General features: G+C 29.2%; 12 protein-coding genes and 1 other RNA gene. 11 read left to right on the top strand and 2 right to left on the bottom strand.

Translation table 11 applies throughout. The annotated features are described in order from the left end of the window. Positions 1–95: 95 nt before the first annotated feature. The 11 genes from B8978_RS03395 (at position 96) to B8978_RS03345 (ending at position 10,221) form a co-directional block, all read left to right on the top strand. Positions 96–1,124, top strand: a complete 1,029-nt coding sequence (locus tag B8978_RS03395; protein ID WP_084114422.1) for a deoxyguanosinetriphosphate triphosphohydrolase — start codon at positions 96–98, stop codon at positions 1,122–1,124. Between the two features lie 131 nt (positions 1,125–1,255). Continuing rightward, on the top strand, positions 1,256–3,049 hold the full coding sequence (gene dnaG / locus B8978_RS03390; protein WP_176212594.1) for a DNA primase: 1,794 nt from the start codon (positions 1,256–1,258) through the stop codon (positions 3,047–3,049). A 21-nt stretch (positions 3,050–3,070) separates the two neighbouring features. Next, a complete protein-coding gene (rpoD, locus tag B8978_RS03385; protein ID WP_084113864.1) occupies positions 3,071–4,201 on the top strand; it encodes an RNA polymerase sigma factor RpoD in 1,131 nt (376 codons plus the stop codon). Between the two features lie 16 nt (positions 4,202–4,217). Continuing rightward, entirely contained in the window at positions 4,218–5,189 is a 972-nt protein-coding gene (locus B8978_RS03380; protein WP_242950468.1) for a polysaccharide deacetylase family protein, read from the top strand. Between the two features lie 129 nt (positions 5,190–5,318). Next, entirely contained in the window at positions 5,319–6,209 is an 891-nt protein-coding gene (locus B8978_RS03375; protein WP_084113863.1) for a PH domain-containing protein, read from the top strand. 11 nt (positions 6,210–6,220) lie between these two features. After that, entirely contained in the window at positions 6,221–6,910 is a 690-nt protein-coding gene (locus tag B8978_RS03370) for a tRNA (adenine(22)-N(1))-methyltransferase (protein ID WP_084113862.1), read from the top strand. Further along, entirely contained in the window at positions 6,901–7,716 is an 816-nt protein-coding gene (locus B8978_RS03365; protein WP_084113861.1) for a Nif3-like dinuclear metal center hexameric protein, read from the top strand. Before B8978_RS03370 ends, B8978_RS03365 begins: the two co-directional genes overlap by 10 nt. Positions 7,717–7,826: 110 nt before the next feature. Further along, positions 7,827–8,573 carry a zinc ribbon domain-containing protein gene (locus tag B8978_RS03360; protein WP_084113860.1) on the top strand — a complete coding sequence of 249 codons (747 nt, stop codon included), beginning with the start codon at positions 7,827–7,829 and terminating at the stop codon, positions 8,571–8,573. Between the two features lie 40 nt (positions 8,574–8,613). Further along, an RNA gene (rnpB, locus tag B8978_RS03355) (RNase P RNA component class A) lies at positions 8,614–8,966 on the top strand. A gap of 162 nt (positions 8,967–9,128) precedes the next feature. After that, positions 9,129–9,659 (top strand): DUF1003 domain-containing protein, encoded by a 531-nt coding sequence (locus B8978_RS03350; RefSeq protein ID WP_084113859.1) that lies wholly within the window; start codon positions 9,129–9,131, stop codon positions 9,657–9,659. Positions 9,660–9,753: 94 nt separating this feature from the next. After that, positions 9,754–10,221, top strand: a complete 468-nt coding sequence (locus B8978_RS03345; RefSeq protein WP_084113858.1) for a hypothetical protein — start codon at positions 9,754–9,756, stop codon at positions 10,219–10,221. Between the two features lie 87 nt (positions 10,222–10,308). Here B8978_RS03345 and B8978_RS03340 read toward each other — a convergent pair whose 3' ends face one another. Together B8978_RS03340 and B8978_RS03335 are read right to left on the bottom strand one after the other, a co-directional pair. Next, complete coding sequence (locus B8978_RS03340; RefSeq protein ID WP_176212593.1) at positions 10,309–10,701, bottom strand: SIMPL domain-containing protein; 393 nt, start codon at positions 10,699–10,701, stop codon at positions 10,309–10,311. A gap of 80 nt (positions 10,702–10,781) precedes the next feature. Then, positions 10,782–11,861 (bottom strand): HD-GYP domain-containing protein, encoded by a 1,080-nt coding sequence (locus B8978_RS03335; protein WP_084113856.1) that lies wholly within the window; start codon positions 11,859–11,861, stop codon positions 10,782–10,784. Positions 11,862–11,931: the final 70 nt, after the last annotated feature.

Genomic DNA, 11,931 nt, shown 5'->3' with positions numbered 1-11,931 from the left:
TTTATTTTAAATTATGTGTTTAAAATAAATTAAAAAAGAAGAAGGAGTTTTTATAGTTGTATAGAATTAAAATATATAGGAAAGGTGATTTTGAGATGAATATAAGGGAAATAATAGAGGAAAAGGAAAATAAAATTATTGTGACCAATGGAATTATATCTTCAAAATCAATGGGGAGAGACAGAAAAGAACCTCTGGATGAAAACAGAACATGTTTTATGGTAGATAGAGATAGAATCATTCATAGTAAATCTTTTAGAAGACTTAAGCATAAGACTCAAGTCTTTATAAAAACCTTTGGTGATCACTATAGAACTAGATTAACTCATACTCTTGAGGTATCACAAATTAGCAGAACAATAGGAAAAGGTATAGGGTTAAACGAAGATTTAATTGAAGCTATAGCCTTAGGACATGATATTGGACATGTTGCTTTTGCACATAATGGTGAACAAGTTTTAAATGAACTTTTACCAAATGGCTTTAAGCATAATGAAAATAGTATTAGAGTGCTGAAAATGTTAGAGAATCAAGGCAAAGGATTAAATCTTACAAAAGAAGTTTTAGATGGTATACTATATCATAGTGGATTTCAAAATAAAAAAATGAAAGCAGCAACATTAGAAGGACAAGTTGTAAAATTTAGTGATAAAATAGCATATGTAAATCATGATATTGACGATTCTATAAGGGCTGGAATATTAAGTGAAAATGAATTACCTAAAGATTGTTTGGAAATTCTGGGGTTTACATCAGGCGAAAGGATTGGAACTTTAGTAAAGGATTGTATATACACGACTTTAAGTAATCTTAAAAATAATAAAATTGAAGTAGAGTTAAGTAAAAATATAGAAGATGCACTTGTTAAATTAAGAAAGTTTATGTTTACAAACATTTACAATGGTGAAAAACTTAAAGTTGAAAGGGAAAAAGCACAATTTGTACTTGAACAGGTTTTTGCATATTTTGTGAAAAATCCTAATGAACTTCCATTAATCTACAGAAAAATTGCTGAAAGAGAAGGATTGTACCAGGGGGTAGCGGATTATATTTCTGGAATGAGCGATGACTATTGTTTATGGATTTTTAATGAAAAATATGTTCCAAAGCTTACAGTTTATTAAAAAATGGAATAATCTTTCCTTGAATTTGGGTAGAATAAAAGTAGTAATAAATAAATTTTAATATCTTTTAAAAAAAAAAGAAGGAATTTATGTTAATTTGTCGAATTAATAAATGTTTGGAATAAAATAAAATGTTAGGTGGGGGTGTCCTAGTGATACCTGAAGATGTCATTGAGAAAATTAAATATGAAAATGATATTGTAGACGTAATATCTGAAAAGGTAAGACTAAAAAAAAGTGGAAGAAATTATACTGGACTATGTCCATTTCATAATGAAAAATCACCGTCATTTAGTGTGTCTAGAGATAAACAAATTTATAAATGCTTTGGATGTGGCGAGGCAGGTAATGTTATAACATTTGTTATGAAGACTAGAAACATATCTTTTATAGATGCCGTTAGAATTCTTGCTGAAAGAGTTCACATAGATTTAGACTTTTTAGAGAGTGGTAATAATAAAAAAAATAATGCCAATGAAAAATTATTAAAGCTAAATGTGGATGCAGCGAGATTTTTTTTCTCAAACTTAAAACAAAATGAAAGGGCAAATGAGTACTTTTTAAGAAGAGGTATTACACAAAATACAATAAGAAAATTTGGATTAGGTTATGCCATTGATGATTGGCATGGTGCAATGAATTATTTGTTAAGAAAGGGTTATACAGAAAAAGAATTATTAACCAACGGATTAATAATAAAAAATGATAAAGGAAATAGGTACGATAGATTCAGAAATAGGATTATGTTTCCAGTGTTTGATTATAGAGGGAAAGTTATTGGTTTTGGAGGACGGGTTATGGATGATTCAAAACCTAAATATTTAAATTCCCCAGAAACACCCCTATTTAAAAAGGGAATAAATTTATACGGATTAAATTTTGCACTAAAGAATCAAAATAGTAGAACGTTTATAATTGTAGAAGGATATATGGATTGTATAGCTCTTCATCAATGTGGAATTACTAATGCAGTTGCGTCTCTTGGAACAGCACTAACCCAGTCGCAAGCTAAGTTATTAAAAAGATATGCAGACAATATAATAATATCATATGATGCAGATACAGCTGGTCAAAAAGCAACCATTAGAGGTCTTAAAATACTAAAAGATAATGGACTTGAAGTAAAAGTTTTGAAAGTACCAAGAGGAAAAGATCCTGATGAGTTTGTAAGGAAAAATGGTAGGGAAGCCTTTGAGGAATTAATTAAAAATGCTATGCCACTTATTGACTATAGAATAAAAAGTGTAGAAGAAGGTCTAAACCTATCTGATGATGAGCAGAAAATGAAGTATATAAAAAAAACTGCTGATATTCTTATGGAATTAGATCCTGTAGAAAAGGATATCTACGTAAAAAAGATAGCGGAAGCTACAGGGGTTAAAGAACAAGCAATATACGACCAGTTAGCTGGTGAAATACGAAAAAGCACTAATAATTTACAAACAATGAATAATATGGACGAAATTGGACAAAAATTATATATAGAACCTGCATATTTAAAAGCTGAAAGATTGCTATTAAAGCTACTTACATTAGATAAAGATGCATATACCTATATTACAAACAAAATTTCAATAGATGATTTTAATATGGAGAGTCATAAAAAGATATTTAATATAATTTTAGAAAATTTAAATCTACAAGGAGAAAAACTAGAGAAAACAATTGAATTAAAATGTGATGATGCTAGCAGCTCTTCGGAATGGATAAATATACGTGAAGAATTAATTAACAATGGTGATTGTGATATAAAATTACTTATAGATGATTATATTAAAAATATTAAAAAATACAAATTAGAGGAGTCAAAAAAAGAAATTATGAATAAAATTAAATTTTATGAATCAAATGGTAAACTGGAAGAATCACTACAGATGGTGAAAGAACTAAATATAATTCAAGACAAAATAAATGGCATTATATAAGAACGAAAGGAGGATGTTTCTGTGAAAGAAAAAAATATAAAAGAACAAAAAGAAAAAGGCACAGGAGTAAATAAAGAAAATTCAGGTGTTAAAACTCAAGTGGATAAGATGGAACTTGTAAAAAAACTTGTAGATAAGGGCAAAAAAAAGGGCTCGTTGACATATAAGGAAATAATGGATGAACTAGAAAACATAGATTTAAGTCCTGAACAAATAGAAAAAATATATGAAGTTTTAGAATCAATGGGAATCGATGTTAGTGGAGATATTCAGGATATTGAGGTTGAGGAAGAGGAATTAGATTTGTCAATTCCAGAGGGAATTGCAATTGATGATCCAGTTAGAATGTATCTAAAGGAAATTGGTAAAGTCCCACTTCTTTCACCAGATGAAGAAATTTCTTTAGCTCAGAGAATAGAAGAGGGAGATCAAATTGCAAAGAAAAAATTAGCGGAAGCAAATTTAAGACTTGTGGTTAGTATTGCAAAAAGATACGTTGGAAGAGGAATGCAATTCTTGGATTTAATACAAGAAGGTAATCTTGGACTTATAAAAGCAGTAGAAAAATTTGATTATAGAAAAGGGTATAAATTTAGTACTTATGCAACTTGGTGGATAAGGCAGGCAATTACAAGAGCTATAGCAGATCAGGCAAGGACAATAAGAATACCAGTTCACATGGTAGAAACTATAAATAAATTAATAAGAGTTTCAAGACAACTACTACAGGAACTTGGAAGAGAACCTCAGGCTGAAGAAATTGCAAAGATAATGGAAATGCCAGTTGATAAAGTTAGAGAAATAATGAAAATTGCACAGGAGCCAGTTTCTCTTGAAACACCAATAGGAGAAGAAGAAGATAGTCATCTTGGTGATTTTATACCCGATGATGATGCACCTGCACCAGCAGAAGCAGCAGCATTCACCATGTTAAAAGAACAACTTATAAATGTATTAGATACATTAACTCCTCGTGAAGAAAAAGTACTTAGATTAAGGTTTGGTCTTGATGATGGTAGAGCAAGGACACTTGAAGAGGTTGGTAAAGAATTTAATGTAACTAGAGAAAGAATTAGACAAATTGAAGCAAAGGCTTTAAGAAAATTGAGACATCCAAGTAGAAGTAAAAAACTAAAAGATTATCTTGATTAGAATATAGCAAATGGATATGTTAAATAACTTTAACATATCCATTTTTTTTATACTTGAAGGGGTAAAAACTATAGGGTATACTGTATTAGGTATTAAAATTATTAATATATTTGGGGATGAGAATAATATTATGTTGAATTATAATAAAAAAGAAAACAAAAAAATGACGAAAAAAACAATAATAATAACCTTTTCCATAATTGCTGTCGTTGTATTGTCTGCAGTTTTTATTATTAATAATAAAATGGCAATGGATAGTAAAAATAAAGCCAAAGCTTTAGAGGATGCCAGAATAAAGAAGGAAAAACTAAAGAAAATAATGGATAGAAGAGAAAGTTTGCTGCCAAAAGAAAATAAAGTTTTAACACCAGGAGAAGTGGCACCTTGGAATATAAAGAGAACTGATGGTAGAAAAGTAGCATATTTAACTTTTGATGATGGTCCGTCAACAAATACAATACAAATATTACAAATTTTAGATCAAAATAAAATAAAAGCTAACTTTTTTTTAATAGGATCAAATGCTGAAAAACATCCAGAGCTTGTAAAAAAAGAAGTTGAAGATGGGGAAGTTGTTGGAAATCATACTTATAGTCATCAATTAAACTACAAAGAGGGACCTGAAAACTTTGTTAAGGATTTAGATAGATGTGACGATATTTTAAAATCAATAATAGGGAAAAAATACGATTCAAAACTTGTTAGATTTCCAGGTGGATCTTTTGGACCAAGGTTGCAACCCTTTAGGGAAGAGGCAACAAAAGCAGGTTATAGATATCTGGATTGGAACGATGAAACTGGAGATGCAGACAGTAATAATCCGCCAGTACCAGTGCTTTTAAATAACATAAAAAAATATACACAAGGTAAAAATGTTGTAGTGATATTAATGCATGATACTAAAGTGAAGACAAATACTGTACAAGCGTTGCCACAAGTAATAGAATATTTAAAATCACAAAATTTTAATTTTGAAACAATACAATAATTAAACTAAAGTAAAGTTCAACTAACAAAAAGTTGAGCTTTAGCTTTTTGTGGATTGTTATAAAAAGCTCTATTTAGCTATTAATTATTTATCAGATTTGCTATAATGAATTTGTTAGAAGGTGAGAATGTGAAAAGATTTAAACCAATGAAGAGGATAAATGGAAGTATATTTATAATATTATTGACTTTAATAGCGGATGTTTTGGTTATAATAACCTCAGTATTTGCAAATGATTATGTATTAAATTTATTCTTAAGGATGTTTTTAGTTATATTTAATATATATCAACTTTATTATATTTTACAATTTGCAACTTTAAACTATGAAATTGGAGAAGAGATGCTGAAAATAACCAGCATGTTTGGATTAAAACAGATTAAAATCTTGCTTTGTGATTTGGATAGGTATACCAAAAAAAGCGGAGACATTAATGCTATAAAACTTAGTGGTTATGGTGTTAAGAGATTTGCTGTAGGAAGATGTGTTTTCAGTAACATTGGAGTAGTAAATATGAATGTAACTTGGAATGAAAACATATTTTATATAAAAACAGGAAATGAAGTTTACGGAATTTCACCTAAGGATTATTCGGAATTTGAGAATGAGCTTAAAAAGTTTGGAATTAAAAATGATGAAATAGTGGTAGAAAATAAAAAAGTACAAAAATTATATAAAGACAATTATTTTAGAATACCATTTTTTTTAGTAAGTATATTTATAATAATCTTTTTAGTTAGGCCAATATATTTATATTATGGAGGTTTTATTCCAAAGTCTATGCCGCTATCATTTAATGTTAAATTTCAGCCAACAGTTATGGGCACAAGTAGAGATTTTGTATTTAAACAAATTGAATATGGTCTTCTGAATATGGCATTATTTTTCTGTATGTATTACGCAGCACATTTAAATGCAAAATATTATAAAAAGTCTGCGTATAAATACATCTATTTTTCTTTGGCTATAATAATAATATTTTTAATTATTCAGCAAAAAATACTAATGAAATTTTTATAAAGGAGAACATAATGGACATAAGTGACAGACTAAAGTGTATAGCAAATATGGTAGATAAGTGTGACAGTATAGCTGACATAGGCACCGATCATGCATATTTACCTATTTATTTAATAAAAAATAAAATCTGCACAAAAGCTATAGCTTCAGATATAAATAAAGGACCGGTTAAGAAGGCAAAATTAAATATTACAATGGAGAATGAGGACAAAGCTATTGAATGTAGGCTTGGCCCTGGACTTACTACAATTGTTCCTAATGAAGTTAATGCAGCGGTTATAGCTGGAATGGGCGGTAATTTGATAAGGGATATAATAGAGGACAGCATGGAAGTTTTTAAAAGTTTAAATTATTTAGTATTGCAGCCTGTTCAAAATCCAGAGGTGCTTAGAAAATACATAAATGAAAAAGGATATGAAATAATAGACGAAGATTTATGTAGAGATGAAAACAAATATTATGAATTAATAAAAATAAGATATTCTAACAAGGTAAAGCACTTAGATAACATATATTGTGAGATAAGTAAGGTATTATTGGAAAAAAAACATCCACTTGTTAAAGAATACATCTTTTTTAAAATCGAAAAGTATGATAAAATATTTAATAACATAAAAGACGATGGTGACATGGCAAAAATAAGGAAAAATAATCTAAATCAAAAGATTGTAAAACTTAAGGAGATGCTAGGATGGCTTTAATGGTAAAAGACTTATGCTCTATTATTGAAAAGTTAACTCCCAAAATATTAAGTGAAGATTTTGATAATGTAGGGCTTATGGTTGGAAATTTAGATCAAAAAGTAAGTTCAATTTTGGTTGCATTAGATTGCACACTTGAAGTTATAAATGAAGCTAAAGAAAACAATTGTAATTTTATATTTACACATCATCCATTACTTTTTAATAAGCCATCATCAATTACAACTGAAACTTTACAAGGTAAAAAAATCATTGAACTTATAAAAAATGATATAAGTTTATATTCTAGCCATACCAATTTGGATTCATTAAATGGAGGACTTTGTGACATTTTAATAACATCATTAGGATTTCCTAAAGGGGAAGTAATTGAAAAATCCGTAGTAAAAGGTTTTGATGATGGAAAAAGTGGCATAGGAAGAATTGTAAAACTCAATGAAGAAAAAACATTAAAAGTTATTATTTCAGAGGTGAAAAACAAACTTAAAATCAGTAAATTAAGATATATTGGAGACGAAAACATGCCGGTAAACACTGTGGCAGTAGTAAATGGAAGTGGCACCGACTTTCTTTCCCTATGCAAAGAACAAGGGGCAGATTGTGTAATAACAGGGGATGTGTCCTATCACTATGCAAGTGATTATAGAGAACAAAATTTAGCTATAATTGATGCTGGTCATTTTGCAACGGAGTGGACGCCATTTGTACAGTTTTCGAAAAAAATAGAAGTTGAGATAAATGCTTTAGGACAAAAAAATGATATAATTATATCAAGAAAAATATCAGATCCATACAAGACGAAGTAGAAATAGTGTAAATACTATTTCTACTTCGTTTTGTTTATATAGATAAATAATTTTACCCAAAAGCCTTTGCACAAAAGTTCATTTGTTGTAAATTTAAGGAGGAAGTTAATATGGATAATATGAAGTTGTTGTATGAACTACAGAGTTGCTATAACAGTATTGAAAAGAATAAAATGATAATAAAAGATGGATCACATTTATACCTACTAAAAAAGATGAAAAAGGAATTTGAAGAGTGTAAAAATGCTTACAATGAAAAGATAAAAGCGCTTAAGGACTTAAAACATGAATATACATCTATTAGCATGAAACTTAAAGAATTAAAAGCTAAAATAGATGAAGATGAATATGACTTATATAATAAATTTTCAAATGACATGAAGTCAATTAATATACAACAAAACAAAATAAAAAACAACAAGGATAAGTTAAGATTAGTTGAAGATAATGCCATTGAACTTTTAGACAAAGAAGAAAAACTAAAGCTAGATATAGAAAATTTGAAAATGGAACTAATAAATGTAAAAAATAACTTTTATATTTACAAAAAAGATACCAGTGAAAAAATTGAAGGTGCAAAATCAAATCTTGCAGAAGCAAATAAAAAAATAGAAGAATTAAAAAATATAATACCAAAGGAATATATAGATGTATTTTATTCTAAATATGAAGAAAAGAAAGAAGCAGTAGTAAAATTAAGTAATGGTATCTGTGGTGGATGTAAAATGAAGGTGTCTGCAGTTACACTAGATGGATTTATAAAAAAAGACAAGCTGGTATATTGTGACAATTGTGGACGAATATTAGTACAAGATGAAGACAAAGCCTCGAAGAAAGCTTTAAAAAAAGCAAAATAACAATTGATTTTTAATAAATATTATGATATTATTGTTCTTGCGAGTAAACCAGACAATCGCTGCTGCTTTTGCAGGAGAGGAAAGTCCGAGCTCCATAGGGCAGGGTGCCGGGTAACTCCCGGTGGAGGCGACTCTAAGGAAAGTGCAACAGAGATATACCGCTAAAGGTAGTTTTTAACTATACTAGCAAGGATGGAAAGGCGAGGTAAGAGCTCACCAGCGCAATGGCGACTTTGCGGCTATGTAAACCCCATCTGGAGCAAGATCGAATAGGAAGACATAATGGAATTGCCCGTTCCGTCTTCGGGTGAATCGCTTGAGCCTATATGGTAACATTAGGCCTAGATAGATGATTGTCAAATACAGAACTCGGCTTACAGGCGTGCTCGCGCCATTGAAAACACTAGGTTTATAACTTAGTGTTTTTTTATTATTAAAAAATATCTATATTGAATTTAAAATGTTAAAAAATAATTAATAAAATTTGTATATGAATCATGTTGTTTTGATGATACAATACATTAAAATAACAAATGATACAAGGGGTGAAAATAATTGAATGAAAAAGAAGATCTAGTAAAAAAAATATTAGATAATGATCAAGATTTAAAAGCCTGTAATATTGATGAGAATCTGATACATGAACTTATTAGTGGGAAGGTTTCTAAGAATATTAATGAGACACAGGACGAAACTTTGACAGTAGGGCAAAGGACTGCTGATAAGATAGCTGCTTTTGGAGGGAGCTGGCCCTTCATAATAATTTTTGGCGTAATACTATTCGGTTGGATTGTACTTAATACAGTTATCTTAATGAAAAAAGCATTTGATCCGTATCCTTTTGTATTTTTGAACTTAGTGTTATCATGTCTCGCAGCGGTACAAGCACCTGTAATTATGATGGCACAAAATCGTCAAACTGAAAAGGATAGGCTAACTGCGGCTAATGATTACCTTGTTAATTTAAAATCTGAAATAATAATAGAAGACTTGCATAAAAAGATTGATGTGTTAATGTATCAAAATGAAGAAAATAAGAAGATGCAAGAAAACCTGCTAAAAACAATAGAAGAATTGAAAAAATAAGAAAATATGGTAAGCAAATTTTACCTTTGCGCAAAATTATAAATAAAGCCAAAGTACATAGCATAAACTTATATAAACAATAAGGGAGTTTACTATGAGAGACGGAGATATATGTTTAGATAAGGGTAAAGACTGGATAAGTAAAGCAATTGAGGATTTTGAACATAGCGGATATTCACACGCCACGGTTTATATAGACGGGCAACTAATGGAGGCGTATGGATTTAAACTTACAGGCTATACAAGCATAGATAAGTACAAGGGAGAACTTGATATCTTTACATGTGACATTTTGACGGATGAAAATAGGAAGAACATAAAACAATTTTTGGATAAGCAGATAGGAACACATTATGATTATTTACTATTGTTTGTTGAAGCTATTAGGTATTTGCTGCATATAACTTTGTATTATAAGGAGCCTTTTCATAGTCATATATGTTCAACACTAGCAGCAGATGCGTATAAAAGTGTTGGAGTAGATATTTGCCCAGGTATAAAGTATCCAAGTCCAGGAGATATAGCAAATTCAAAATTATTAAGAAAAATAGGTAGTATCTAATGTAAATTGAAACATAATAAGAAATGATTCTTGTAGCTATGCTAAAAGAATCATTTCTTCAGGTTACTTTAATTAAAGGTACAATTGTCAGTAGCTGAAAATAACCTGAACTTTAGCAGAAATTTTAATTCCTTCAGGAGACAAATCAGCTATTGAATGGGAGGCTTTGTTTAAGAATTTCGCTATATTACAATTTATATCATAACTTTGCTCATGTATACTTTGAGGAATGTCGTTAATAGTTACACCAATAGTTTTGGCAATGATATTTGCTTTTGATTTAGCGTCATTAATTGATGCAACTAAAGCTTTATTATAATATGATGAATAATCTTCTATTGTCATGACGCCTATGTCAGGATCTACTAAAATATTTGACATACCAATTACTGTAATGACATTACCTTTTGAGGACTCACCGTTGTAATTTTTTTTGTGGTTATTATAGTATGGATTTCTGTATCCTTCAGAATAAGGCATAGTTCTCATCCCTTTAAAAATTTTAAAACTATAATTTATAATATGTCAGTAAGTCTAAATTGATGTAATATTTATCTAAATTATTTTGCTTTTAAAAGATCATCTGAAATAAAATTTTTTACGTATAAATTCTTCTCTTCTTTAAGATCAAGAAGTTTACCATTATGTAATAAAAGTGGATTTGATAAATCATCTATATCTACTTTTATTATCTTACAAGAACTACCGTCATTTAACATCACATCTTCTCCAGCACAATAATTAATAACATGATTTAAGAACATATTGCAGTAGGTTGTATCAAGTTTTGTTAAACTATCATCGTGAATAATTTTTAAAGCTTCAAAAGGGCTAGAAACTTTCTTTGAATAATTGTTAGATACAATATTGTCAAATAAATCGGCAATTGCGATTACCTTTGAAAATTTGTGAATTTTATTTCCAGATATTCCAAGAGGATAACCAGAACCGTCCATTCTTTCATGATGCATCAGCACGCCCAAACTTACAGATGTATCTAAATAAGGGATACTTTTTATAAAATCATATCCTTTAATTGGATGGGATCTTAGAATTTTATTTTCATTATAAGTAAGGGGTTCCTTCTTATTTAAAATATTACTGCCCATTTTGAGTTTACCATAATCATGTAACATGGCTGAATAAGTGAGAAGATTTATTTCAGTTTCATTAAAACCTAGCCATTTTCCTAATATAAAACTAATGGCAGATACATTTACACTGTGTCTGTAAATATCATGATCAGCACAATTGTAAAAGATCATATCTCTAACTACAGTTTTTGTAGTTACAAATTCGTCTTGTATCTTTTTTGAAAAGGATCTAAGTTCGTCTATTCCATTAACTTTTATATTGTTAATTGTACTGAATATGTGTTCAAGGTTTGAAGAAAATTCAGTGAAGGCAGTTTCAAGACTTTCTAAAGTTGCCATCTTAAAAGATATATCCTCTTTGGAATCATTTTCGAAATAAATTTCAACTTTGTCCACAATATAATTTTGTTTAAGAATTTTTATGGTACCTTCCGTTATAGGGGAATTTTTAGCTAGTAATAATCTGCCTTGAAAGTTTATATCGCTTGTTATTATCATTCCAACTTCCAATTTATCTATTGGCATAAATTTCTTATCTAATAACATATTGTTCACCTCATATTAAGTAATATATATACATTATCGTATTATAAATTTATTTCTAAATAGATTTACC

This window comes from Clostridium acidisoli DSM 12555, assembly GCF_900176305.1.
In the GTDB taxonomy this organism is placed as follows: Bacteria; Bacillota; Clostridia; order Clostridiales; family Clostridiaceae; genus Clostridium_I; species Clostridium_I acidisoli.
The sequence above is the reverse complement of the archived record's forward strand: the minus strand, read 5'-3'. Positions and strand labels throughout refer to the sequence as shown.

What these genes read in the sequence shown, in the direction of transcription:
- B8978_RS03370 (WP_084113862.1), top strand. Translation starts at nt 6,221, where the DNA reads ATGGACATAAGTGACAGACTAAAGTGTATAGCAAATATGGTAGATAAG.
- B8978_RS03335 (WP_084113856.1), bottom strand. Translation starts at nt 11,861, where the DNA reads ATGTTATTAGATAAGAAATTTATGCCAATAGATAAATTGGAAGTTGGA.
- B8978_RS03345 (WP_084113858.1), top strand. Translation starts at nt 9,754, where the DNA reads ATGAGAGACGGAGATATATGTTTAGATAAGGGTAAAGACTGGATAAGT.
- dnaG (WP_176212594.1), top strand. Translation starts at nt 1,256, where the DNA reads ATGTTAGGTGGGGGTGTCCTAGTGATACCTGAAGATGTCATTGAGAAA.
- B8978_RS03360 (WP_084113860.1), top strand. Translation starts at nt 7,827, where the DNA reads ATGGATAATATGAAGTTGTTGTATGAACTACAGAGTTGCTATAACAGT.
- B8978_RS03365 (WP_084113861.1), top strand. Translation starts at nt 6,901, where the DNA reads ATGGCTTTAATGGTAAAAGACTTATGCTCTATTATTGAAAAGTTAACT.
- B8978_RS03340 (WP_176212593.1), bottom strand. Translation starts at nt 10,701, where the DNA reads ATGCCTTATTCTGAAGGATACAGAAATCCATACTATAATAACCACAAA.
- B8978_RS03395 (WP_084114422.1), top strand. Translation starts at nt 96, where the DNA reads ATGAATATAAGGGAAATAATAGAGGAAAAGGAAAATAAAATTATTGTG.
- B8978_RS03380 (WP_242950468.1), top strand. Translation starts at nt 4,218, where the DNA reads ATGTTAAATAACTTTAACATATCCATTTTTTTTATACTTGAAGGGGTA.